This window comes from Cnuella takakiae, from assembly GCF_001953305.1.
GTDB classification, from domain to species: domain Bacteria; phylum Bacteroidota; class Bacteroidia; order Chitinophagales; family Chitinophagaceae; genus Flavisolibacter; species Flavisolibacter takakiae.
The window spans coordinates 3,015,975-3,040,446 of record NZ_MTFE01000010.1; the positions used below are offsets into that span (position 1 = coordinate 3,015,975).

Annotated in this window: 27 protein-coding genes; 13 read left to right on the forward strand and 14 right to left on the reverse strand. The window is 48.6% G+C overall.

Going from position 1 to position 24,472, the window contains the following annotated elements; translation table 11 throughout:
- Window positions 1-137: 137 nt before the first annotated feature.
- The gene (locus tag BUE76_RS13170; protein ID WP_073039702.1) at window positions 138-716 is read left to right on the forward strand and encodes a Uma2 family endonuclease; all 579 of its coding nucleotides are present in this window, start codon (window positions 138-140) and stop codon (window positions 714-716) included.
- 33 nt (window positions 717-749) lie between these two features.
- Here the strand turns inward: BUE76_RS13170 and lipA are convergent, their stop codons facing one another.
- On the reverse strand, window positions 750-1,682 hold the full coding sequence (gene lipA, locus BUE76_RS13175) for a lipoyl synthase (protein ID WP_073039700.1): 933 nt from the start codon (window positions 1,680-1,682) through the stop codon (window positions 750-752).
- Between the two features lie 311 nt (window positions 1,683-1,993).
- Entirely contained in the window at window positions 1,994-2,803 is an 810-nt protein-coding gene (locus tag BUE76_RS13180; protein WP_073039698.1) for a hypothetical protein, read from the reverse strand.
- A 49-nt stretch (window positions 2,804-2,852) separates the two neighbouring features.
- On the opposite strand from BUE76_RS13180, the gene BUE76_RS13185 reads away from it, so the two are divergent.
- Complete coding sequence (locus BUE76_RS13185) at window positions 2,853-3,269, forward strand: OsmC family protein (RefSeq protein WP_173702662.1); 417 nt, start codon at window positions 2,853-2,855, stop codon at window positions 3,267-3,269.
- Between the two features lie 70 nt (window positions 3,270-3,339).
- On the opposite strand, the gene BUE76_RS13190 is transcribed toward BUE76_RS13185, so the two are convergent.
- The 7 genes from BUE76_RS13190 to BUE76_RS13220 form a co-directional block, all read right to left on the reverse strand.
- Window positions 3,340-4,614, reverse strand: a complete 1,275-nt coding sequence (locus BUE76_RS13190; RefSeq protein WP_073040289.1) for a DUF2851 family protein — start codon at window positions 4,612-4,614, stop codon at window positions 3,340-3,342.
- Between the two features lie 103 nt (window positions 4,615-4,717).
- On the reverse strand, window positions 4,718-5,284 hold the full coding sequence (locus BUE76_RS13195; protein ID WP_073039696.1) for a Maf family protein: 567 nt from the start codon (window positions 5,282-5,284) through the stop codon (window positions 4,718-4,720).
- Window positions 5,285-5,286: 2 nt separating this feature from the next.
- Window positions 5,287-6,201 carry a geranylgeranylglycerol-phosphate geranylgeranyltransferase gene (locus BUE76_RS13200; protein WP_073039694.1) on the reverse strand — a complete coding sequence of 305 codons (915 nt, stop codon included), beginning with the start codon at window positions 6,199-6,201 and terminating at the stop codon, window positions 5,287-5,289.
- Between the two features lie 9 nt (window positions 6,202-6,210).
- Window positions 6,211-6,732 (reverse strand): KdsC family phosphatase, encoded by a 522-nt coding sequence (locus tag BUE76_RS13205; RefSeq protein WP_073039692.1) that lies wholly within the window; start codon window positions 6,730-6,732, stop codon window positions 6,211-6,213.
- Window positions 6,733-6,812: 80 nt separating this feature from the next.
- The gene (gene iscX / locus BUE76_RS13210; RefSeq protein ID WP_073039690.1) at window positions 6,813-7,052 is read right to left on the reverse strand and encodes a Fe-S cluster assembly protein IscX; all 240 of its coding nucleotides are present in this window, start codon (window positions 7,050-7,052) and stop codon (window positions 6,813-6,815) included.
- A 139-nt stretch (window positions 7,053-7,191) separates the two neighbouring features.
- Window positions 7,192-7,530 (reverse strand): 2Fe-2S iron-sulfur cluster-binding protein, encoded by a 339-nt coding sequence (locus BUE76_RS13215; protein ID WP_073039688.1) that lies wholly within the window; start codon window positions 7,528-7,530, stop codon window positions 7,192-7,194.
- Between the two features lie 50 nt (window positions 7,531-7,580).
- Window positions 7,581-8,339 carry a Rossmann-like and DUF2520 domain-containing protein gene (locus BUE76_RS13220; RefSeq protein ID WP_073039686.1) on the reverse strand — a complete coding sequence of 253 codons (759 nt, stop codon included), beginning with the start codon at window positions 8,337-8,339 and terminating at the stop codon, window positions 7,581-7,583.
- A 113-nt stretch (window positions 8,340-8,452) separates the two neighbouring features.
- Here BUE76_RS13220 and BUE76_RS13225 point away from each other — a divergent pair, with 113 nt between their 5' ends.
- From BUE76_RS13225 to BUE76_RS13250, 6 genes are all read left to right on the forward strand, one after another.
- Window positions 8,453-9,295, forward strand: a complete 843-nt coding sequence (locus tag BUE76_RS13225; protein WP_073039684.1) for an alpha/beta hydrolase — start codon at window positions 8,453-8,455, stop codon at window positions 9,293-9,295.
- Window positions 9,296-9,402: 107 nt separating this feature from the next.
- Window positions 9,403-10,008 (forward strand): SGNH/GDSL hydrolase family protein, encoded by a 606-nt coding sequence (locus tag BUE76_RS13230; protein WP_073039682.1) that lies wholly within the window; start codon window positions 9,403-9,405, stop codon window positions 10,006-10,008.
- A 109-nt stretch (window positions 10,009-10,117) separates the two neighbouring features.
- The gene (gene topA / locus BUE76_RS13235; RefSeq protein WP_073039680.1) at window positions 10,118-12,706 is read left to right on the forward strand and encodes a type I DNA topoisomerase; all 2,589 of its coding nucleotides are present in this window, start codon (window positions 10,118-10,120) and stop codon (window positions 12,704-12,706) included.
- Between the two features lie 21 nt (window positions 12,707-12,727).
- Window positions 12,728-13,594, forward strand: a complete 867-nt coding sequence (locus BUE76_RS13240; protein ID WP_073039678.1) for a transglutaminase family protein — start codon at window positions 12,728-12,730, stop codon at window positions 13,592-13,594.
- Between the two features lie 114 nt (window positions 13,595-13,708).
- Window positions 13,709-14,047, forward strand: a complete 339-nt coding sequence (locus tag BUE76_RS13245; protein ID WP_073040287.1) for a tRNA-binding protein — start codon at window positions 13,709-13,711, stop codon at window positions 14,045-14,047.
- A complete protein-coding gene (locus BUE76_RS13250) occupies window positions 14,047-14,532 on the forward strand; it encodes a methylated-DNA--[protein]-cysteine S-methyltransferase (RefSeq protein ID WP_073039676.1) in 486 nt (161 codons plus the stop codon). Before BUE76_RS13245 ends, BUE76_RS13250 begins: the two co-directional genes overlap by 1 nt.
- A gap of 93 nt (window positions 14,533-14,625) precedes the next feature.
- Here the strand turns inward: BUE76_RS13250 and BUE76_RS13255 are convergent, their stop codons facing one another.
- Together BUE76_RS13255 and lepB are read right to left on the reverse strand one after the other, a co-directional pair.
- Window positions 14,626-15,111: a cytidine deaminase gene (locus BUE76_RS13255; RefSeq protein WP_073039674.1), complete on the reverse strand. Its 486-nt coding sequence runs from the start codon at window positions 15,109-15,111 to the stop codon at window positions 14,626-14,628.
- A 58-nt stretch (window positions 15,112-15,169) separates the two neighbouring features.
- Window positions 15,170-16,633 (reverse strand): signal peptidase I, encoded by a 1,464-nt coding sequence (gene lepB / locus BUE76_RS13260; RefSeq protein WP_245798283.1) that lies wholly within the window; start codon window positions 16,631-16,633, stop codon window positions 15,170-15,172.
- Between the two features lie 189 nt (window positions 16,634-16,822).
- Between lepB and BUE76_RS13265 the strand changes: the two genes are divergently transcribed.
- A complete protein-coding gene (locus tag BUE76_RS13265) occupies window positions 16,823-17,740 on the forward strand; it encodes a MerR family transcriptional regulator (protein ID WP_143157186.1) in 918 nt (305 codons plus the stop codon).
- 92 nt (window positions 17,741-17,832) lie between these two features.
- Here BUE76_RS13265 and BUE76_RS13270 read toward each other — a convergent pair whose 3' ends face one another.
- Together BUE76_RS13270 and BUE76_RS13275 are read right to left on the reverse strand one after the other, a co-directional pair.
- Window positions 17,833-18,993 carry a sigma-54-dependent transcriptional regulator gene (locus tag BUE76_RS13270; protein WP_073039668.1) on the reverse strand — a complete coding sequence of 387 codons (1,161 nt, stop codon included), beginning with the start codon at window positions 18,991-18,993 and terminating at the stop codon, window positions 17,833-17,835.
- Window positions 18,994-19,377: 384 nt separating this feature from the next.
- The gene (locus BUE76_RS13275) at window positions 19,378-20,364 is read right to left on the reverse strand and encodes a pyruvate dehydrogenase complex E1 component subunit beta (RefSeq protein WP_073039666.1); all 987 of its coding nucleotides are present in this window, start codon (window positions 20,362-20,364) and stop codon (window positions 19,378-19,380) included.
- A gap of 96 nt (window positions 20,365-20,460) precedes the next feature.
- On the opposite strand from BUE76_RS13275, the gene BUE76_RS13280 reads away from it, so the two are divergent.
- Window positions 20,461-20,748, forward strand: a complete 288-nt coding sequence (locus tag BUE76_RS13280) for a SemiSWEET family sugar transporter (RefSeq protein WP_245798282.1) — start codon at window positions 20,461-20,463, stop codon at window positions 20,746-20,748.
- Window positions 20,749-20,820: 72 nt separating this feature from the next.
- Here BUE76_RS13280 and BUE76_RS13285 read toward each other — a convergent pair whose 3' ends face one another.
- On the reverse strand, window positions 20,821-21,996 hold the full coding sequence (locus BUE76_RS13285) for an acetyl-CoA C-acyltransferase (protein WP_073039664.1): 1,176 nt from the start codon (window positions 21,994-21,996) through the stop codon (window positions 20,821-20,823).
- 147 nt (window positions 21,997-22,143) lie between these two features.
- On the opposite strand from BUE76_RS13285, the gene BUE76_RS13290 reads away from it, so the two are divergent.
- The 3 genes from BUE76_RS13290 to pncA all read left to right on the forward strand — a co-directional run bounded on the left by BUE76_RS13290 (window position 22,144) and on the right by pncA (window position 24,458).
- On the forward strand, window positions 22,144-22,860 hold the full coding sequence (locus tag BUE76_RS13290) for a YqjF family protein (RefSeq protein WP_073040282.1): 717 nt from the start codon (window positions 22,144-22,146) through the stop codon (window positions 22,858-22,860).
- Between the two features lie 73 nt (window positions 22,861-22,933).
- Window positions 22,934-23,770: a formyltetrahydrofolate deformylase gene (gene purU / locus BUE76_RS13295; protein WP_083596328.1), complete on the forward strand. Its 837-nt coding sequence runs from the start codon at window positions 22,934-22,936 to the stop codon at window positions 23,768-23,770.
- A 73-nt stretch (window positions 23,771-23,843) separates the two neighbouring features.
- A complete protein-coding gene (gene pncA / locus BUE76_RS13300; RefSeq protein ID WP_073039660.1) occupies window positions 23,844-24,458 on the forward strand; it encodes a bifunctional nicotinamidase/pyrazinamidase in 615 nt (204 codons plus the stop codon).
- Window positions 24,459-24,472: the final 14 nt, after the last annotated feature.

Genomic DNA, 24,472 nt, shown 5'->3' on the forward strand with positions numbered 1-24,472 from the left:
CTATGTCCATTACTTTTTATACCAGCTCAAACCTGAAGCTGCACAGTACCATTTTAAGCAACTCATTTTAACCCGGAGCTTGGCTCCGGGTTTTATTTTTTGGAAGAAAAGATCAAAGCCTGTATTAATTTTAAGGAATGGGAAGGCCAGCAATAAAGGTTTTTTCAGAAGTTGAATACCTGGCCCTGGAAAGGAAAAGCAGTGAGAAGCACTTTTTCTATAATGGTGAGATATACGCCATGGCAGGCGCTTCCTATGAGCATAATGTAATTGAAGACAATTTGCGTCTTTCCATCGGCAACCACCTAAAAGGTAAAAGTTGCCGGTCATTTGGCTGCAATCTCCGCATGCAGGTACCTGGACATTCTTTTTATACCTACCCCGATATTATGGTGATTTGTGGTGACCCCGTTTTCCGAACCGATACTTTTGATACGGTTACCAATCCCACCATCCTGGTTGAAATTCTTTCTGAAGGCACTGCCGATTATGACAAGGGGCTGAAGTTTGATTTGTATCGTTATTTCCAGTCTCTCCAGGAGTATGTATTGGTCGATTCGCGCAAGCAACATGTGCTGGTATATTCCCGCAACGACAATGGTTCCTGGACCATGGTGGAGTATAAAGAAGCTGCAGACAGGTTTCGGCTCCATTCCATTGACCTTGAGCTCAGTCTTGCAGATTGTTATACCGGGTTAAACCTGCCTGCAGCATAAAAGAAAACCCCGCAACGCTGGCGGGGTTTTCTTTTATGCAATCATGTTGGCTTTTTCTGCTTCCCATTTGGCCTTGCCATAACCAGGAATAACATGGCGCTCGCTGTGGTAGCTGGAACGCACAAGGGGCCCACTCTCCACATAATCGATTCCCAGGCTATAACCAAACTCGCGGTATTCCGCAAATTCATCAGGATGTACGAAACGCTGAACCGGCAGGTGCTTCTTGGAAGGCTGCAGGTATTGCCCGATGGTAACTACATCACAACCGGCATTGTGCAGGTCGCGGAGGGTTTGAAAAACTTCTTCCTTGGCTTCACCCAGGCCCATCATGATACCACTTTTGGTTCGCATGCCACCTTGCTTCAGGATGGAAATCACTTCCATGCTACGCCAGTACTTTGCCTGGATACGCACCTGGCGGGTCAGGCGTTCTACCGTTTCGATATTGTGCGATACCACCTCAGGATGTGCATCTATCACGCGCTGGATATCTTCCTGTTTGCCTTTGAAATCCGGGATCAGGGTTTCCAGTGTGGTATCGGGGTTGAGCTGCTTTACGGCCTTGATGGTGTTGTGCCAAATGATGGAACCGCCGTCCTTTAGTTCGTCGCGGTCTACAGAGGTAATAACGGCGTGTTTTACCTTCATCAGGTGGATGGCTTCAGCCACACGCTGGGGTTCGTCCCAATCCACGGCATCGGGGCGACCCGTGGCTACGGCACAGAAGCCGCAACTGCGGGTACACACATTGCCCAGGATCATAAAGGTAGCTGTGCCGGCCCCCCAGCACTCACCCATATTGGGACAGTTGCCACTTTCGCAAATGGTGTGGAGCTTATGCTGGTCCACCAGGCCTCGAACATGTTTATAGCTTTCGCCGATGGGCAGTTTTACACGTAACCAATCGGGCTTTTTAATTTTGGATTCCTGCGGTTCTGCCGCCACTACCGGTAATTCAATCATCGGTGTAAAATTGTGTTATCCGGCCACCAAGCCTGCAAGGCAATGCAGCACTTTTGGCCGGGCCAAAGGTACAACAGGATGCAACGCAAAATGGTTGTGTTTTGATTGGCTAATGGGATTATAACTTTTCACGGAAAGGCCGGTGCTGGCCCGGGCGATTCTGGCTGCCAGCTAAAAAACAAAGGCAAGTGTTGGCAGTTACCACATTTTCAATTTCCATTTGTAAAAAACAAAATGCCGCACAAAGCTGTGCGGCATTACGAAGAGGTTATCTTTTTTTGATCATTTAAAAACCTGGCCCATCTTCGGTGCTACTTGCGGCTTCCAAACACCACCGCCACATGCAACTGGGCAAAGAAGCGCTTGGGGTCGCTGAACAGCATCTGCTGTACTGCCTTTGCATAAGCTTCGGCAGAGATACCAATCTCGATGGCAGTAATGCTTTCGTTATACGCACCAAAATCAAAGCGCAGGCTTGTTTTGGCAAAAAGGCCCGGGCGGACCTTCACTTCACTCCACCCACGGGTAAAGCCGGAAGAACCTATGATATTACCGCTAACAAAAAGAGCGCTATCCTCCGGTGTATACTTGATATCACGGTCATCGCCGTCGTCATTTACCTGCAGGTAGTAAGGCTTTTCAAGCCCTATGGAAAGACCGCCCTGCGCAGTGCCGATTACCGCAATACCGTTCTTGTTGCCTTTCTGGCCAAAAATATACTGCCGGCCGAAGCCAAGCTTAGCCTGGTAAAAATTGTTGATTTTACCATATTTAAATGAGTTGCCGAGCAGGAAGCCCTGTGCACTCGAACTGCGTTCTTCCTTTTGGTGCAGGATCTCGGTAAGTTCCAGGGTATAGATATTTGCCCAGCGCGGCGACACCATTTTTCCTTTTTCCAGGAAGATGCCATAACCATTCGACCGCAGCTCGATGCCAAAAGCATTATGCTTATTGTACGAAAGCACCCCTTCTTCTTCCTGCTTGATGATGGCATTGGTACGTTGCCGCTTTTCTTCTTTCTTCATCGCCTTGGCATCGCGGCGGTCGGTACCCCCTCTCTGCTGCGCCATAGAGCCCAAACAAACAAAAGCCAGTGCTGTAAGGATGATATATTTTTTCACGTAAAAGGTATGTGTCTAGATGAACGTAAATTACGGCGAAAATAGTATTATGACCTCAGTAGTTGTTTACGAAGGCGACCTGCGCACCACCTGTACCCACCTGCAATCTTCATCGGCAATTGAAACCGATGCACCTACCGACAACAACGGAAAAGGCGAACGCTTCTCTCCCACCGACCTTATGGCTACATCGCTGGCCACCTGCATGTTGACGGTTATGGGCATCAAAGCCCGTACCATGGGTATCGAGCTTAACGGCACCAAAACAGAAGTTGAAAAAATCATGAAGGCCGATCCCCGCAGGGTTGGCGCCATCAATATCTGGTTTCATATTCCTGAGCACCTGCAGCACCTGGATGCCAAAGACAAGACGATTTTGAAAAACACGGCACATACCTGTCCCGTTGCGCAAAGTATTCATCCTGATATAGCGGTAACTGTTGACTGGGGTGCGTGGCAGGATTAACCTGTATGCCGCATCATAAAAAATGCTGTTCCCTGCAGGAACAGCATTTTTTATGTCCCTTGTACTTGCATCAATGCGTTGCAATGGCCAGGGCCTTTTTCAACAGGCTATTGCCTACCCCACATTCGAGGCAGCGCCGTTCGTTGCAATAATTATTGCGCAACTCCAGTAAAGCCTGAGCGTCGGCTGCATGTGCCGCCCTGATTGCTAAAGCCCGAAAGCCCCGGGTTATCGCATTGTTTTCTGCAGGTAAATGCTCCAGGATATCAACGGCCCTCTGGGTATACGCTGCATTTTTGTGGTAACTGCCATAGGCAAATAGCACCGGCGACACCACGTTGATGAGCAGGTGGTGGATCATATCTTCCCCAATGCGCTTGGGCTGGAATGGTGTGGTTTCGTCGAAGCGGTAATGATAGTGCCAGTAATCGTTTGCCGTTGCCTGGAAAAGCTGCTCCATGCTTTTTACATCTGTGGTAGCGATAACTTTTGAAAACAAGTGTGCCGATTGCTGTACCAGGGCCGCCAATTGGGCCAGGCGTATGGTAGGGAAATTGGATGGCCGCATCCGCAGAAAATGAACGGGCAGGCTGATGGGCTTTACATTCCATTTCTGTTGGAGAAAGCGGTACTCGCGTTGCAGCATTCGGGGGTAATCGTCCGTGTAATCATAGTCAAGCAGGCGTGCCTGCCCCAGCAACATAGCCTCCAACTGGTGAATACTGTTGCTGTGGCGGGCCAGTATTTTCAAAGGAAGGGAACGGGCAATAGCTTCAAAGGCTTCCGCGTTGGTGCGGGCTCCAAAGCTGCGGGCCAGCAGGTGCCAAAAACCTTCATCCCAGTGGAGCTGGTTATTGCTTACCGGCTTTGCCAGTTGACCTGCCTTGCGCTGCAGTCTTTCTGCAAGTAAGCGCTCTTTCCAGGCTTCAAGGGTTAGCTTTGGCACCTGGTTGATACCGCTACCGCAGGGTATGAATGCATTTGACTGCATTAGTTGCTGGTAATGCTCCAACAGCAAACCTGATATCCGCGGTTGGAGTTCCAGTACCGGAAGATCGCTAGTACCGCCATCGTGCTCATATACTACATGCAAAACAACATTGTGGTAATTGGGGTCGCCGCTGTGCTGGTGCCGATTCCAGTCGGAAGTGCGCAGGTGCAGTTCCACCGATCCTGCCAGCAAAGTAGTACCGATGCGGACACGTGCCTGCAAGAAGTCTGGCCCCTGGTGGTGGTTGTGTTGCCCCGGATGAATGATCTCGATGGGCTCGTCAAGCGTGGTGGCAAGCGCCTGGCGGTTGAAGTACTGGAACCGCCAGATGAAATGCAAGAGTTTTTCGGTCATGGTGCGGCAGTTTTGGCTTTTGGAAAAGTATTCCCTTAAGTTAAACAGCCGCAGCCGCAATTAAAAGCGGTAAAAGGGACAGCAATACTTCTGTTTGCCTCCATCAATACCCAATAGATGCCAGGGCCTGCACTACCCTGCTCACCGGAAGCCCCATTACATTGTAAAAATCCCCTTTAATGTTTTTGATACCCACCACCCCGATCCACTCCTGTATGGCGTAGGCGCCAGCCTTGTCATATGGTTTGTATTTGTCTACATAAAAGGCAACCTGTTCAGCCGTCAACTCATGGAACGCTACTTCAGTAGTGTCGGTAAAGTTGATAGCTCCGGCAGGGTACTGAATGGAAACCCCCGTGATCACCTGGTGTACTTTGCCACTCAACCTTGAGAGGATGCCAATGGCATCTTCCCGGTCCCTGGGTTTGCCAATCACCTCGCCTCCCAGCACCACAATAGTATCGGCAGCAATGATGGGCCGGCTGTTTCCGGCACGCTCCGCAACGGCTAAGGCTTTATGCAAAGCGATATGGGCAGCCACAGCTTCAGGGTCATAATGCGCCGGATAAGATTCGTCGGTATCGGCTACCATGATTTCAAAATCCACTTCCGCCCATTCCAACAGTTGTTTGCGGCGCGGCGATGCCGATGCAAGGATAACAGGAGCCATAGCTAAAAATAAATTCGGAAAAAGATCATGGTTATAATGCCGGCCAGCATGATCCATTTGGTATAGCTGCTTAGTTTACCAAACTCTGCCGGGCTGTAGGCACCAAAAAGGCGTTTAAAAAACAAGACCAGGGGCAGGATCACCAGCAGCGTACAATATATCACAGCCAGGTACCAGCCAAACTGGAGAATATACAATTGCAACACCACAAGCGCTGCGATCAGCACCACGGTCCATACACCGATATAGATTTTGGTTGCCCTGATGCCCACCAGGATGGGCATGGTACGACAGCCATACCGTTCGTCCCCGATCATGTCTTCAATATCTTTTACTGCTTCCCTGATGAGGGAGATGATAAAAGCAAACCCACCATATAGAAAGGAAACCCTGAAGAACTTGGATGAGATTTCATCGGCAGCATAAGCAGCAGAAAAGGGCACTTTTAAAAAGAAAAGAATGAGCACCGTCCATGCGGTAAGCAGGGAAATGAGCACATTGCCAATCAGCAGTTTTCTTTTAAGGGAAGTACTGTATAGCCACAGCAAAACAACACAGGCTGCATTGGCCAGCACCAGGTACCACTTATCGAAACGGGTGGCCAGCATGGTAAAAACGACACCGATTGTACTCAGTCCCAGGTGAAACAGTATGGCCCAACGCCGGCTGATGATCCGGTTGATCACGTTTTGCCCGGGCTTGTTGACCTGGTCGATGTTGAGGTCGAAATAATCGTTGATGATATAACCTGCCGCGGCAATCAACAAGGAGGCTGCCAGGAGCCATCCCAGTTGCACCCAGTTGGGGTTGCCGTATAGCGGGAGGTACAGGCAGGAATAAAAAAGGATTTGGGTAAGGGCGATAAACAGCAGATTAGGCCAGCGGACCATTTGCATAAAGGCGGCAACTAATCGCATGCATTGTTTTTAGCGTGAGGTGACACTGGTGTCGAAATGCCAGTGGTTGTTCAATTTCAGTACTTTTTCGATCACATCGCGCGCACAGCCAAAACCACCTTTGATCGGAGAAATGTATTTTGCTACTCTTTTTACTTCCATAACCGCGTCGGCAGGACAGGTAGGAACACCCACAACTTGCAGCACCGCCACATCGGGCAGGTCGTCGCCCATAAACAGCACTTCCTCCCACCTGAGGTTCTGTTCTTTTAAGTACTGATCGAGGAATCCTTTTTTGTCTTTTACATCGAGGAAAACCTCCTGCACGCCCAATTTTTGAAAGCGGCCAATAACAGGTTCCGAGTACCCGCCCGAAATAATCACCACCCTGTACCCGTTCTTCAGGGCCATCTGCAGTGCCAGGCCGTCCTTTACATGCATCTGGCGAGCCTGCAGCCCATTTTCCAAAAGCAGCACCGTACCATCGGTGAGTACACCGTCGATGTCAAATACAAAAGTGGTAACCTGGTGGAAGTAGGCGAGGACGTTCATAAAATTCAATGTGCTAATTAGCTGATGTGCTAATGTGCTTTTAGCTAATTGGGTAATCAGCACATTAGCACATTGGGCATTTATTTCTGGTTATCACGCCACTCATATACCCAGGCACTTTGGATCATCTCCAGGTGGCCTTCGTTGCTTTCCTCGCGTTTGCCTACAAAGTTGGGCAGGGTAAGAACCCATTCCAGCAGGTCGGTAAAACGAATGCGGTAAATTTTGCCTTCCGAAAAATCATCACCAAACTTCTCGTACAGTTTAAGGGCGATGTCTTCATAGTCGTTCCAATGTATCGGGGGTTCGTAGTGAGCCATAGTTGTTAATGTGCTGATTAGCTAATGTGATAATGTGCTAAAGAAGAATGCAGATTTTGCAAGATTGAGGAAATTTCTGTTTAATCATTAGCACATTAGCACATTGGCTAATTAGCTAATTGAACGCACACCAGATTGTTTACTCTCCCAAAAACTGGCTCTGGTCAGGTACGGTGATTTCAACATCGCCGCTTTCATCATCCAGCAGTACGCACTGGCAGCCCAGGCGCGAATTGAGGCGGGGGTTAATAGCCCGGTCGATAAAATCTTCTTCCCGGTCCGAAAGCTCTTCTACCAGGTCCTCTCCTTTCTGCACATAAATATGGCAGGTGCTGCAGGCGCATACACCGCCGCAGTTGTGGTGCAGTTCAATATCATTTTTCAGCAATACCTCCAGCAGGCTTTGTCCGGATTCGATATTCTGAAGGGTCACCGGCTCCAGCCCGCTTTGCTCAAAATTTATCTTGATCGTGTACATCGTTGTTCGTTTCGGTGGCAAAAGTATTGCAAACCCGATTATTTATGTGGCTAAGCCTTTTGATTTTGAATACTTAGGGTAAAACGCTGGTACCATTCGGCAAGTGCAGGGTGATTGTTCAGTACCTCCAGGTGGCGTGCGATGGTGTTGGTATCCTGCCTTATGGCGGGGCCTGTTTGCGCTGCCAAAGGTGCTATTTCGTTGATCCTTTGGGCGGTTTCTGCAATAAGTGGCTGCAACAGGGCGAAATCTAGGCCCTCCTTCTGGCAATAATCCGCCATCAGCACATACAGGTGGTTGACAAAATTGTTGCAGAAAACAGCAGCAACGTGCAGCTTTAGCCGTGTTGCATCATCTGCTTCCATAACATGGTGGGTAATACTGTGTGCCAGTTCGTCCAGCTTATCCAGGGTTGCAGCATCGCTTGCATCTATAATTATAGGTATGTCGGGCTGCCGGCCCAATTCCTTCTTCAGCGTTTGCAGGGGGTAAAAAACCCCTTGATGCGCGGTACCTTCCAGCACATTCAGCGGCACCGAGGCTGCCGTATGCACCACCGTACTTTCGGAAAGCTGCAGTTCCTGCACCACTTCTGCAATGGCAATATCGGAAACGGCAATCAGGTAAATATCAGCCTCCCGGTTTACAACCGACCAATAGTTGGTGCTCTCCGTATCCAGCTCATAGGCCAGGTCCGAAGCGGTTTTGGCATTGCGGCCATATACCTGCAATATCTCATGACCTGCCGCTTTCAGCCTCCGCCCCAGCACGCTGGCCGTATTACCCGTACCGATGATTACAATGTTCATAGCTATATTTGAAAGTCGGAAGAGACGGGAAAGACAGTAAAGACGGAAGCGATTACCGCTTCAAAAGTTTTTCTTTGCGGTCTTTTCCGTCTTTCCTGTCTTCAGACTAATCTATGCGTAAATCCCAAAAACTCGTTCTCCAGTTAATCCGGGCAAAATTCACCTTTCTGAGCATCGTCTCCAAAAAGAAGGCAGCAAAGGAAGCATTCAAATTGTTTTGCACCCCGCAGCACCGCAACACCAAGGAACCTCCCCGCATCTTTTCCGAAGCGGAAAACCTCCGCTTTGAATGGGATGGTTACCAGATTCAGGGCTACCGTTGGAACAAAGGCGCCGGCAAGCGGGTGATGATCCTGCATGGCTTTGAAAGCAGCATCGTCAATTTCGACCGGTATGTGCGGCCGCTGATGAAAAAAGGCTATGAAGTGCTGGGCTTTGACGCACCGGGACACGGCCGCAGTACCGGCAAAGAGATTCATGCCCGTATGTACAAAGCTTTTATCCTCCACCTGGTACAGCAGTACGGACCCGTGCAGTCCTTTTTGGCACACTCCCTTGGCGGACTTGCGGTAAGCCTTGCCCTTGAAGATATACCCCATGATGCCAATACCCGGGTAGCACTGGTAGCGCCGGCAACGGAAACTACTACCGCCATCCGTTCTTATTTCAAGTTCCTGCAGTTGGACGAAGGCTTGCGGGGAGAATTTGAAAAACTGATCCAGAAGATCGGCGGCGAACCCTCTTCCTGGTACAGTGTATCGCGGGCGGTGCCCAACCTGAAAGCAACCATATTATGGTGTCACGATAAGGGCGACGACCTCACCCCTTTTTCGGACGTTGCGCCTGTAGTGGCCCAAAATCATCCGCATATTACTTTCCGTTTTTCAGAAGGTTTGGGTCACCGCCGCATTTACCGCGACAACAATACCTCGCGGGCCATTCTTGAGTTTTTATAAAAGATGTTTTGAATAGAATTTTTCATTCCTGCCTGTTATTATTAATAAGTGTGGCCCCCTTATTTGCAGGAGCGCAAAAGAGGCCGGCACAATCAAAGTACCTTTCCATGAAACAGCCACTTACCTACCTGGCATTGGGCGACTCGTATACTGTTGGCGAGGCGGTAAACCTCCGGGAGTCTTTCCCCTACCAAACGGTTTCGCTGTTGCGGGAAAAAGGTTTTGCTTTGGCAGCCCCTGAAATAGTGGCTACCACCGGCTGGACCACCGATGAACTGGCTGCGGCAATTGCAGGCCACCGTTTTTTACCCCATTACGACCTGGTGAGCCTGCTCATTGGTGTGAACAACCAATACCGCGGCAGGGCACTGGATAACTTTCGGGAGGAGTTTAAGGAATTGTTGGCTGCCGCCATCCGTTTTGCCGGTGATAAAAAGGACAGGGTTTTCGTTTTAAGCATCCCCGATTATGGCGTTACTCCTTTTGCCAAAGACCGCAACCCCGAAAAGATTGGCAGGGAACTGGATGCCTATAATGCAGCAGCAAAAGCAATTTGCGAGAGCGCTGGGGTCGTTTTCCTGGACCTGAGCACCGGTTTTCGGAAAGCTGCACAGGATCCGCAGTTAGTTGCAACCGACGGATTGCATCCTTCGGGAAAAGCTTACCAAGAGTGGGCACAGGCGCTTGCAAATGCGGCACAAACTGCCCTTTGATTCCCGTTTTTGAACCACTGCCTCAACAGTTCGTTTACCATTTATACATTTTCTTGCGCTATACTTGCAAAGTCCGAAGCGTTAAGCACACATAAAGAAAAGGAAGAATATGCCGAAGAATCTGCTCATTGTGGAGTCGCCTGCCAAAGCTAAAACCATTGAAAAAATACTCGGTTCCGACTTTGAGGTTAAGAGCTGCTATGGCCACATCCGCGACCTGGAGAAGGACGATATGGGCATTGATATAAAAAACAACTTCCAACCCCGTTATACGGTACCCGAAGAAAAAAGGAAAGTGGTTGCCGAGCTAAAATCGCTTGCTAAAAAGAGCAACGAAGTATGGCTGGCAACGGATGAGGACCGCGAAGGTGAGGCCATCAGCTGGCACCTTTGCGAAGTACTGGGGCTGGATCCTTATACTACCAAACGGATCGTTTTTCACGAGATCACCAAGCCTGCCATTCAGAAGGCGGTACAAAAACCACGCACGGTTAATATGGACCTGGTAAATGCCCAGCAGGCACGCCGGGTGCTTGACCGCATCGTGGGTTTTGAACTAAGCCCTGTACTCTGGCGCAAGATGAGCATGAAGAACAACCTGAGTGCCGGCCGTGTACAATCCGTTGCCGTAAGGTTGGTAGCCGACAGGGAGCGGGAAATCAACGCATTTACCGCACAGAGCAGTTTTAAGATTGAAGCCATCTTTACCGCACCCGATGCTGCAGGCCGCAAAATTACTTTCAAGGCCGAGGGCAGCCGCTTCGACCAGGTAGAAGGTGCCGAAAAGTTCCTGAATGATTGTAAAGGCGCCACCTATACGGTGAAAGATATCCAGGTAAAACCAACGCGTCGTTCGCCGGCAGCGCCTTTTACCACTTCTACCCTGCAGCAGGAAGCCAGCCGCAAACTGGGATACAGTGTAAGCCGCACCATGCAGATCGCACAACGACTGTATGAAAACGGTTATATCACTTATATGCGTACCGACAGCGTTAGCCTAAGTGAAACCGCGGTAGGCGATATCCGCAACCAGGTGCAGAGCAGCTTTGGCGAGCGCTACTTCCAGGCACGCAAATTCAAGAACAAGAACGAGTCGGCGCAGGAAGCCCACGAAGCCATCCGCCCCACCTATATGAGCAATACCTCGGTGCCCGATGCCGAGAGCCGCCGCCTGTACGAACTGATCTGGAAACGCACGATGGCCTCGCAAATGGCCGATGCGGAACTTGAAAAGACCATTGCCAAAATTGGCGTGAGCACCAATAATGCGGAACTCACAGCAACCGGCGAGGTGATGAAGTTTGAAGGCTTTATTAAGGTATACCGCGAGGACAAGGACGAAGAGGATATCATGGACGGAGAAGACGGCGCCGAAGGCGTACTGCCTCCCTTGCGTACCGGCCAGCAATTGCCCCTCACCCAGATGCAGGCCATTGAACGTTTTACCCGTGCCCTGCCCCGTTACACGGAAGCTTCCCTTGTTAAAAAACTGGAAGAACTCGGTATCGGCCGTCCTTCCACGTATGCACCTACCATCTCTACCATCCTCAAAAGGGGATATGTAGAAAAGCGCGATAAAGAAGGCATTCAGCGTGCTTACCGGGTGCTTACCCTGGCTGCAGATAACATCAGCAAAAAGACTGAAACCGAAAACACAGGTGCCGAAAAGGCCAAGCTTTTCCCAACCGATCTTGGTTTGGTGGTTACCGACTTTTTAAAGCAATACTTCGACGACATCATGGACTACGGGTTCACAGCCCGTATCGAGGAAGAGTTTGATGAAGTGGCCCGCGGCCGGATGCGCTGGAGCAAGATGATCGACGAGTTCTACAACCCGTTTAAAAAGGATGTAGACAATACCATCGTGAACGCGGAGCGCATCAAAGGCGAACGGGAATTGGGCAAAGATCCATCTTCAGGCAAACAGGTAGTTGCCCGCATGGGCCGGTATGGACCCATGGTGCAGATTGGCAGTACCGAAGATGAAGAGAAACCCCGTTTTGCAAGGCTGAAGCCCAACCAAAGCATTGAAACAATCTCCTACGATGAAGCGCTGGACCTGTTTAAACTGCCCCTCTCCTTGGGTAGCCACGAAGGGCAGGAAGTTTCGGTAAATGCCGGCCGCTTTGGTCCTTATGTAAAATTTGGGGAGCAGTTTATTTCCCTGCCCAAGGGCAAGGATCCGCTGGATGTGACTATCGAGGAAGCTATTTCCCTGATAGCAGAAAAGCAGGAAGCCGATGCGCCCATTGGGTATTTTGAAAGTGCCCCCGTAACCAAGGGTAAAGGCCGCTTTGGTCCTTTTATTAAGTGGAATGATATTTTTATCAATGTTCCCAAGGCTTACAATTTCGACCATCTTACCCAAAAGGACATTGACGAACTGGTAACCAAAAAGCTGGAAAAAGAAAGCAACCGCTTCATTAAGCAGTTTCCTGCCGAAAAGATTTCGATTGAAAACGGCCGTTGGGGTCCTTTCATCCGATTTGGTAAAAAGATGCTGAAGCTGGATCGCAAGCCTAATGGCGAAAAATACACTGCAGAGGAACTGGTAGATGTAGATGTGGAAGCCATCAAGAAAATGATTGAAGCCCAGGTGCCCGGTGCTTTTACCAAGAAAGCAGCGGCAAAGGCGCCTGCAAAAAAATCGGCTGCGAAAAAAACAACCGCAAAGAAAACCACCACCCGTAAAAAATAACCGCCGGAGAGGCTTGTGCAGATGGAAGCAAACAGAGAGATATCGGCCTTGTTGCAACTGATAGATGACCCGGACGAAGAAGTGTTTGGTGTGATCCAGGAACGTATTGTCGGATATGGCAAACCCATTATTCCCAGCCTAGAAAACCTTTGGGAAAACACACCCGACGAAGAGATACAAAACAGGATCGAAATGCTGATCCACCGGCTTCATTACACCGACCTTACCGAAGATTTCAGGCAGTGGAGTGTGGCCGGCCATTTCGACCTGATGGTAGGATGCCTGCTGGCAGCCAAGTTTCAGTATCCCGACCTGTCTACCGCGCCGGTGCTGCTGGAAGTGGAAAAAATCCGCCGCAACATCTGGCTGGAATTGAATAACTACCTCACGCCCCTGGAGCAGATCCGGATTGTTACCGGTATTTTATATGGATACTATGGATTGAAGGGCACTGAAACCTCGGCGGCTCACCTCAACGATTTCCTGTTGCCCCGGGTATTGGAAAGCAAGAAGGGCAACCAACTGAGCAACGGTATTCTTTACCTGATTCTTTGCGAGATGCTGGACATCCCCGTACGTGCCATCAATATTCCCAAGCAGTTTGTACTGGCTTTTTTTAAACCCGGCTACTCCGAAGAACTGGGTGATGATTACGCCACCAAGGTGGAGTTCTATATTGAACCCGCATCAGGCCAGGTATTTTCGCAAAAGGATGTAGAGAGTTATTTCAAACGCATTTCTGTGCCTTCGGTACCCTCCTACTACAAGCCCCTTTCCAATAAGCGGGTGATCCAACACCTGCTGGAGGAAATGGCGCAATGCTTTATAGAGGAAAAAAACAGCTACAAGAAAAACGAATTGTTGCTGCTGGCTTCCATGCTCGACTAAACTCCTTGCGCCCATTGTATTTGGCTGTTGTGTTGCAGGTTTTACTTTCCAACCATGCTAACAAAAGCAATACAATGGGCGTTTTTTTATAATTCACCCTTTGTACATTCGGGCATGATCCCGATTAGTTGGCCCGACTTTGAAAAAATAGATATCAGAACCGGTACCATCATTGGCGCACAGGCGTTTCCGAAAGCAAGAAAGCCTGCTTACCAATTAACCATTGATTTCGGCCCGGAACTGGGCGTTCGGAAATCTTCTGCCCAGATTACTGCACACTACACTCCCGATGCCCTTGTGGGGCAACAAGTAGTAGCGGTGGTTAACTTTCCACCCAAACAAATAGCCAATTTTATTTCTGATTGCCTGGTACTGGGCGTGTACGATGATGCTGGTGACGTGGTGTTGCTGCAACCCAAGCACGAAGTATCCAACGGTCAAAAAATAGGATGATGTTCCGAAAAATATTCCATTCCCCTATCGGGACCATTGATATGCAAGCCACCAATGAGGGCATAACCCTTTTGGGCTTTGTGGAAAATGCCGAAGAGGTTTTTGATACTTCCAATTCCATTTTGGAGCAGGCCTGTATTCAATTAACCGAATACTTCAATGGGCAGCGCATCCAATTTGAAGTGCCTTTGGCACAGAGTGGTACCGCTTTTCAAAAAGACATATGGCAATTGTTGTCGCAGATACCATTTGGTACTACAACTTCTTACCACGCTTTAGCTCAAACCTACGGTGATGTAAAAGCGATCCGGGCCATCGCTTCTGCTAATGGAAAAAATAATATTGCCATCCTTGTACCCTGTCACCGGGTCATTGGCAGCAATGGCGAACTCACTGGCTTTGCCTGGGGACTGGAGCGCAAACGTTGGTTATTGGAGCATGAGGCAAGGCTGAGTGGTAAAACCTTGCAGGCTAGAATGTTTTGATTTTGGATTGGTGATTTCGGATTTCGGTTTTTGTTTGCAAAACAGGAACATTACCTGCTTTCCCTTCCTAAATCCGAAATCACCAATCCACTATCATTTGAGTTCTTCGCTGGTAAAAGCCAGCGGCAACAATTGGCTTACATTTTCAATTACGTATACGGGTCCTTCCATGCCACCCAGGATCAACCGGATTGGGTGTTTCATGCGGCCTTCAAATTCCTGTAATGACTGGCGGCACATACCGCATGGCGAAATAGGGTGATCGCTGGGTTGCCCTTCACCCTGGTAGCTGATGGCCATGACCTCTATGGGGGTTTCGGGGTAATCGGATGATACGGTGGCCAGCAGTACCCGCTCGGCGCAAAGCGCCATGGGATAAGCTGCATTTTCCTGGTTGGCGCCGGAAAGTATTTCCCCATTAGCCAGTAGGGCAGCTGCACCTACATGAAAATGCGAGTAGGGTGCATACGATTTGTTTGTGGCCTTGCGGGCTTCCAACAACAAGTTTTTGTCCGCTTCCATCATCTCCGCTATGCTATCGAATACCTGATAATTAAACTCGAATTTTTGTTCCTTCATACGCAAGGTTTGTCGACAAAAACGCCCCTGTTCTTTCAGGGGCGGTTCTAAAGGTAATCTATTTAACGATGCGGAATAAACGGTTCCACCGGGGACCACTCTCCCAGCTGAACCAGATCATCCATGCTTTGCCTACAACACGGTCTTCGGGAACAAATCCCCAAAAGCGGCTGTCCTGCGATCCATGGCGGTTATCACCCATCATCCAGTAATAGTTCAGTTTGAAGGTATAGCGGTCTACGGGTTTGCCATTCAGGTAAAACTTTCCATCACGCATGTAAAACTCGTTCTTTTCGTATACCCTGATCACCCTTTCGTAAATGCTGTACAGGCGCGGTGTGAGTACCATTGTTGCTCCTTTTTTAGGTACCCAGATAGGACCGAAATTGTCGATGGTCCAGCCGTTTTCAATAACATAGTTGTTGAACGAAGGGTCGTAATAGGCGGTATCCACCAGGCGCGGTTCCATGGTTTTGATGAGCGGGCTGCCTTTCAGCTTTTGCACTGCGTTGCTGGTAAGCCACATCTGGTACAGGTTGCCTCCGCCGGGCTGAAATTGTTCGGGGTTGTTGATATCAATGTTGTACTCCTCCTGCATTACAGTTGGATCCAGCTGTTGCCCATTGGTTTCGATGATATAGGGCATTACCGAATTAGGTGGCGGCGTTTGTGCCTTGCTGTCGATATATACCACTGCATTACGAATGGAAAGTGTGTCGCCGGCAACTGCCACACAACGCTTGATGTAGTTGTCTGTTTTATCTGCCGGGTGGATGGCCAGCGGGTACTCTTCGGGGTTACCCATGATGGCTTGCCTGCCTTTTTCTTCATTACCTGCACCTGCCTGCCTGATTACATCGTAATAAGGCCTGAAGGACTGGTACTCGGGTCGGTTGATCACTGTATCGCCAGCCGGAAAATTAAATACTACTACATCGCCGCGTTGTACAGGCGAAGCAAACCAACGGATATACGGAAGCTTTACAATTTCGGTATACGACTTACGATCCGATCCCGGAATGTAATTGTGTACAAAAGGAATGGACAATGGCGTATTGGGAATACGCGGTCCGTAGCTGAACTTGGAAACAAAAAGAAAATCATTCACCAGCAGGGTCTTCTCCATTGAACCCGAGGGAATGGTATAGGCTTCAAAAATAAAAGTGCGGATAAGGGTTGCCGCAACAATGGCAAATACCGCTGCATCGATCCACTCGCGCCAGCCGGGCTTTACATAACGGCGCACACCTTCGGGACCAATGTAACGCACCTTATCGGAACTGCCCAGGTAAGGAAAGTAAAAGGGCGCCGCAATTGCTGCCAGGGTATGGTCGCCCAAAGAAAAACGGCCAAAAAGTTTAACAAACTCGATGAAGATGCCGGGGGTAATAAACCAACCCACAACAGGAATGAATTGCCAGAATACCCAATGCTTGGGCCTTAGGGCCAGTTCCTGCATCACCCAGGTATTGTAAAAAGGAACATAAGCTTTCCAGGAGGCTACACCAGCTTTCTGAAACATCTTTGCTAAACCAAAGGAAGGTAGAAATACCAGGAGAAAGGAAATCAAATAAACAGTCAGAACGTGCGAAAGCGGCATTAGCTTATTTTTAAGGCGTTCAAATTTATGGTATTAAATACGTAGCCTGCCGGGAGGCTCAGCAAAGTTTTTGCTAAAGTAAGGGCAGTGCAGGCAAACTACGAAAAAGACATGCAGCAATTCAGCATAAAGGATGTGGAGCACCTGTTGGGTATAAAGGCACATACACTAAGGGTATGGGAGCAGCGCTATGGCTTTTTTGCCGCCAAACGCAAAGCCAGTACCCATCGTACGTACGATAACGAAGACCTGAAGGTGTTGCTCCGGGTCGCGTTTTTGTACCACCAGGGAAAAAAAATCTCGCATATTGCCGCATTATCTCCTGAGGCGCTGGAGCAGGAAGTAGCCAATGTGCCGCTTAACGGTGATACCTACCCGCTCTTCGTGGTGCAACTGGTAGAGCATGCCCTAGCTTTTGATGAACTTGCTTTTGCACAATTGCTCGATCGTGTTACCAACCTGATTGGCTTCACCCGCACCATCGAGGAAGTATGCTTTCCTTTTCTGCAAAGAGTGGGTTTGCTGTGGATGACGAACCATATGGTGCCAGCACAGGAACATTTCTCCTCCTACCTCATCCAGAATAAAATAATTGCGGCTACCGAATCCATACCCCTGCCAGGAAGCCCAACGGAGATGATTCTTTTTGCCCCTAAGGGCGAATTTCACGAGTTGCCTTTGTTGTACCTGCATTACCTGCTGCGCAACCAGGGATGGAGTGTAATGTTCCTGGGCAAGAATGTAGATATACCTGTGTTAAAGGAATGTGCCGCGCAACCTTCGGTACAATACCTTTTTATGCACCTGCTTACCAATCTCAACCAAATGGACCCGGAAGATTACCTGGAAGAACTGGTTCGCCAGTTTCCAGTTAAAAGCATTATTGCTTCCGGTGCCGGCATCCACCGGGTAAAAAGGTCTTTTGTAAATGTGCACCTGCTGCTTACCGATAAACAAATACACCAGTTCATCAACCGCAAGGATGAAATACCCAAATACATTATCAAGGTGCCGCCAAAATCTAAGTAGGGCTGTTTTGAGGAAATTTATTGCTGAATGATTTTGAACCAGGTATAAAACACAAGAGGCTGAAGAAATACTTCAGCCTCTTGTGTTTTGGGTTATTTAGGCAACACATAGTTGCGTACATCTTCCTTATTGATACTTTTCCCGGAAAGGATAACCAGTCGTTCCACAACATTTCTAAGTTCGCGGATGTTACCGGTCCAATTATATTGCTGCAAATTTTTTAAGGCATCTGGTTCAATACCTTTCTTGGGAACGCCATAATCGGAGCATATATCATTTAAAAATCTTTGTACCAAAAGGGGAATATCATCACGCCTTTCGTTGAGCGATGGTACATGGATCAAGATTACACTGAGACGGTGGTACAGGTCGAGGCGGAAGGTTTTAGTCTCCACTTCCTGCAACAGGTCTTTGTTGGTGGCTGCAATTACGCGTACATCTACATTAATCTCCTTGTCGCCACCCACCCGGGTGATCTTTCCTTCCTGCAAGGCACGCAGCACCTTGGCCTGGGCACCAAGACTCATGTCGCCAATTTCATCCAAGAAAAGCGTACCGCCACTGGCCTGTTCAAATTTGCCGATCCGTTGTTTGATGGCCGAAGTGAAAGAGCCTTTTTCGTGCCCAAACAACTCGCTTTCGATCAGTTCGCTGGGAATTGCTGCGCAGTTTACTTCCACAAGCGGCCCCTCGGCACGGTTGCTTTTTTCATGTATCCAGCGTGCCACCAGTTCTTTACCCACTCCATTTTCGCCTGTGATCAGGATACGGGCATCTGTAGGCGCTACTTTCTCGATGGTGTCTTTGATTTTTTTTATGGTGGGCGATTCGCCAATCATGTCCTGCACTTTGGACACTTTGCGGCGCAGGGTTTTGGTTTCGGTTACAAGGTTATTGCGTTCCTGTGCATTGCGGATGGTGATGAGCAGGCGGTTGAGGTCGGGTGGCTTTTGTATAAAGTCGTATGCGCCCTTTTTAACGGCTTCTACGGCCGTTTCTATATTGCCGTGGCCCGATATCATGATAACGGGTACATCGGGGTTAATTTCAACTGCTTTCTGGAGGAATTCAAGGCCGTCTAATTTCGGCATCTTGATATCGCAAAGAACCACATCGTAGGTCTTGGCTTTAAATTTCTGAAGGCCTTCTTCGCCGTCTGCGGCTTCGTCGATAATATAGCCTTCAAAGGTGAGGATCTCGGTTAGGGTCTTTCGGATCGCTCTTTCGTCATCAATGATCAGAATCGTGGGCATCGGGTTTCTTGGTTAAGTGGCACAAATGTAAAAGAATGCTTGCAGGCAGGTAAGGCAAAATGGGAGCAAAACTCCAGGTCCTGGCAAGGGTATTAACTCAAGGATAGCAGGAATATTTTCCGGGAAAGAAGGAAAATGGGGGAAGTTCTTGGAACAAAGGATATAGGCAAGATAGCAGTGGATACGGGAAGGAAAAATAAAGGCCGGATAGAAATCCAGCCTCGTGTAAAATCCAATATCCTATGAAAAACCGTAACAAAGATGCAGGCCATTTTTGATATTTCAAAGTTTCATGGCAATTATTTTTAAGCTCACTTGCTGAAAATGAAAAAGTTGTGCCTGTGCACAACTTTTTCATTTTCATATTATTAAAAGATTAATGCCTTACTTCTTCAGGTACATTACTTCTTTCACCAAATTAACGGTACGGGCCACATCGGGCAATGCGCCGGCAACGAGGTTGGGTGCATAGTGCAACGGCGCATCGGCAGCGGTAATGCGGCGGATGGGAGCATCCAGGTAATCGAAACCTTCTTTCTGGATGCGGTAACTGATCTCGGAAGAGATAGAGGCAAAAGGCCACTGCTCTTCAACAATCACCAGGCGGTTGGTTTTCTTTACGCTTTCCAGGATGGTCATCCAGTCCAGCGGGCGGATGGTACGCAGGTCAATTACCTCGGCGGAAATACCTTCTTTTTCCAGTTCGGCGGCAGCACCCAGCGCAACTTTCATCATCTTGTTGAAAGAAACGATGGTTACATCGCGGCCAGCCTTTTTGATATCGGCTTTACCTAAGGGAATGTAGTACTCTTCTTCGGGCACTTCACTCTTTTCGCCGTACATCAGTTCGCTTTCCATAAAGCAAACAGGATCTTCTTCGTAACGGATGGCTTGTTTCAGCAGGCCTTTGGCATCATAACCGTTGGAAGGAGAAACCACCTTCAAACCGGGAATATTGGCATAAAGGGCTTCAAAAGCGGTGGAGTGCTGTGCGCCCAGCTGACCGGCAGAACCGTTGGGGCCACGGAATACGATGGGGCAGGAAATCTGTCCACCACTCATTGCCAGCATCTTGGATGCCGTGTTGAGGATCTGGTCGAGTGCCAGTACGGCAAAGTTCCAGGTCATGAACTCTACCACGGGACGAAGGCCTTTCTGCGCAGCGCCTACGGCAATAGCAGTAAAACCAAGTTCGGCAATGGGTGTATCCAGCACGCGTTTGGGACCAAACTCGGCAAGCATACCCTGGGTCACTTTATAGGCACCGTTGTATTCAGCTACTTCCTCACCTAGGATGAACACGCGGTTGTCGCGGCGCATCTCTTCTGATAAGGCTTCACGCAAGGCTTCGCGAAATGCAATTTGTCTCATGAAGGTTCAATCTTTTTTTCGGAACGGGGGCAAAATTAGCGGAGCACCTCCACATTACCTAAACAAAAAACAGGGCCTAAAAAATGGAACGATGTTTTGTACAATAATACCATGGAATCGATGGAATGGATCGGCATTGCTGCCGGGGTATTAACAGCCGTTAGCATGTTGCCGCAACTGGTAAAAGTGATCAGGGAAAAACACGTGGAAGACCTATCCATTGCGATGTTGCTGGTGTTAATTGCCGGCCTTGCCCTGTGGGTAGTGTATGGCTTTGTGCGCAAAGACCCGCCGCTTATATACACCAATATTTTCTCTGTGGCAGTCAATTTGGCGCTCGTATTTTTCCGGGTAAAGTACAGTCGGAAGAAAGTATTAGGCTGAGGGTAAGGATAAGGGCTCAATTTTTTATCAACTACTTTTTAAACCTTATCCTGTTCCCCTAACCTGTTTTGTTTATACCCGTTCAATAATGATGGCACTGGCACCCCCACCTCCATTGCAAATGCCAGCCATACCATAACGGCCTCCTTCCTGCTGCAGGATGCTGGCAAGGGTGATGGTAATACGGGCACCGCTGCAACCAATTGGATGACCAAGCGCCACTGCCCCACCCCATTTATTGAGTTTTGCAGTGTCTATATTCAGTTCCTTCGCATTGATGATGGCCACGCAGCTGAATGCTTCGTTAACTTCAAAAGCATCGATATCGGAAACCTGGAGCCCGCTTTTATCCAGTGCCTTTTGCATGGCTTTTACCGGTGTGGTGGTAAACCATTCGGGCGCCTGCGACGCATCGGCAAAAGCAACAATACGTGCAATGGGTTTCAAGCCAAGTTCTTTCATCTTAGCTTCACTCACCAGCACTACTGCTGCAGCCCCATCATTGATCTTGGAAGCATTGGCTGCGGTAATGACTCCTTCCTTTGTAAAGGCAGGTTTCAGTGAACCCATCTTGTCAAAGTTAGCCTTGCGGTGCTCTTCGTCTTCACTTACTATGGTTGTGGTTTTTCCTGCCACTTCAACGGGAACAATTTCGTTGGCAAAATATCCTTTGTTCCAAGCTTCCTGCGCCCGCTGGTAACTCTGCCGGGCAAAATTGTCCTGGTCTTCGCGGGTGATGTTGTGCGTAGTGCTGCACAGTTCACCGGCATTGCCCATATGATAATCCGAGTAGGGATCCCAAAGGCCGTCGCGGATAAGGCCATCAATAATTTTATCATGTCCCAGGCGGTAACCATTGCGGGCTTTTTCCAAGTAATAAGGAATATTGCTCATGCTTTCCATGCCGCCTGCAACAACGATATCATTATCCCCGCATTGAATGCTTTGTGCCCCCAGCATTATGGCTTTCATGCCACTGGCGCAAACTTTATTGATGGTGGTACAGTTTACCGTTGTGGGAATACCGGCATAAATGCTTGCCTGTTGCGCTGGCGCCTGACCAATGCCTGCACTTACCACATTTCCCATATATACTTCCTGCACCTGCTCGGGAGTAATGCCGGCACGTTCGATAGCAGCTTTGATGGCGGCAGCACCAAGCCTGGGAGCTGTTACACTAGCAAGCGCACCGTTGAAGCTTCCAATTGGGGTACGGGCTATACTAACAATGAAAACATCTGTTGTCATAAAGCAATCGTATTTAGCTCACAAATGTAATCAGTACATAATTTGAAGCGCCAACTGCATGGTAAGGCTTTGCTAATTCTAAAAAAACTTACCAGGCAGTTGCCAACCGCAGTACTTTATTGTTTGTTAGTTCTTAAATTATTTTCTGTGGCGTCTGGCTTCCTGAAAGCTGAGTGGCAAAACCTATTATTTGCCAATTATGCTGTTGATCCAAACATCCTCCTTCCCTACCTTCCTTTTGGTACCGAGCTGGATTTTTACAAAGGCGTTTGTTATTGCAGTATGGTCGGTTTTGTATTTGCCAACACAAGGGTTCTGGGCTTGAAGGTTCCTTATCACCATACATTTGAAGAAGTCAACCTCCGGTTTTACGTGCGGTATAAAGACGGAGAAATTTGGAAGCGGGGTGTTGTTTTCGTGAAGGAGATTGTGCCTCGTTTTATGATTAGCGGGATCGCCAATATGCTGTATGGCGAAAAGTATATGACCCTGCCAATGAAGCACTACCGGGTAGTAAAAGAAAATGCAATAGAACTTGAATACAGCTGGAATATCCATGGTAGCTGGAATTACCTGCATGCTACCACCTTTCTTACCGCCCATCCATTGATACCTGGATCGCAGGAAGCATATATCACAGAACATTATTGGGGTTACAATGCCCGGGGCAATTACAGGACGGGCGAATACCAGGTTGCACATCCCCGTTGGGATATTTACCCGGTGAATGATATTAGCTGCCATATTGATGCCGCAACTTTGTATGGTGCCGCCTTTACCGAAGTGCTCCAGGCAAAGCCTGCATCCGTGTTCGTAGCTACCGGGTCGGCTGTATCAGTAATGATGGGAAAAAACATCCGGTAATGAAACGGGCTCAATAGGATAAAATCTTATTTTCCATGCCGAACCACGGTTGCTTGCTTGCACATATGGTTTTATGGCTGCACATATTCTTTTGATTCATTGTCCCGACAGGCCCGGACTGATCGCTGCTGTCACGGGTGTTTTATTTCAGCACCAACTTAATATTATCAGCAATGGCGAGTTTGTGGAAAGAACCCACAACCATTTTTTTATGCGCACCGAATTTTCGGGAGCGGTTGATTTAGTTCACCTGGAAAAAGACTTGCGTGAAGCCTTACCCACAGATGTAATCATAAGGCTTTCTGCACAGCGCAATAAGGAAATTGTGGTGCTGGCATCCAAAGAGCACCATTGTCTTGCCGATCTTTTAGTGCGGCATTACTATGGCGAACTCGGCGCGACTATCAAAGCTGTCATTTCGAACCACCCTTTGCTGGAGCCCCTGGTAAAAAAGTTTGACATTCCTTTTATTTGCCTGCCACACGATGGTGTGGACCGCAACCAGCATGAAAATTCCCTGGCCAAGCATATTGACCAATTCCAACCTGAGTTTATTGTTTTGGCAAAATACATGCGCATCCTGTCTGCCGGTTTTGTTGCCCGCTATCCCAACCAGATCATCAATATTCACCATTCTTTCCTGCCTGCATTTGTGGGTGCCAAGCCTTATGCCCAGGCTTATGAAAGAGGTGTGAAAATCATTGGTGCTACGGCGCATTTTGTAAACGACAACCTAGACGAAGGGCCCATCATTGCACAAAATGTAATACCCGTGAACCACACCCACAATGCCAAAGAAATGGCACAGGCTGGGCGCAACGTGGAGCAGATCGTACTGGCCAATGCCCTTGGATTGGTATTTGATGAACGCGTATTCGTACATGGCAATAAGACCATCATTTTCGATTGAATGCTTGACTTGTTCCATTCATTAAAAATGGATGCTGCCCTTGTGAACATTTCCCACATCCAAAATCCACTTTATGGACGCATTGATCCTGGTAGACATACAACCCGATTTTCTTCCTGGTGGCGCCCTGGCTGTCCCGGATGGCAATGCCATTATTCCGGTGGTAAACCAGTTGGTAACACATTTTGATCTGGTAGTGGCTACCCAGGACTGGCACCCTTCAGGCCATGGCAGTTTTGCCTCTGCCCATAAGGGGAAGCAGCCCTTTGAAGCGATTGACCTGTATGGCCTGCATCAGGTACTATGGCCCGACCATTGTGTGCAGGGCAGTGCAGGTGCAGCTTTGAGCGATGCCATTAATTGGGATAAAATAGCTGCCATTTTCCGCAAAGGCATGAACCCCGGTATTGACAGCTACAGCGGCTTTTATGACAATGGCTACCGGAAACGTACCGGCTTGGATGGTTACTTGAAAGCCTTGGGCGTTCAACGGGTATTTGTGGCAGGTTTGGCTGCAGACTATTGCGTGTATTATACTGCTAAGGATGCCCTGAAAGAAGGTTTTGATACAGTATTGATAGAAGATGCTACCCGGCCTATAGATGCCTCCAATTTTAAAGAAGCGAAGGCCGATCTAAAGAGTAAAGGAGCAAGCATTATGTATAGTTCGGAGTTGCTCGGGAGGTGAAATTGACAAGAAGA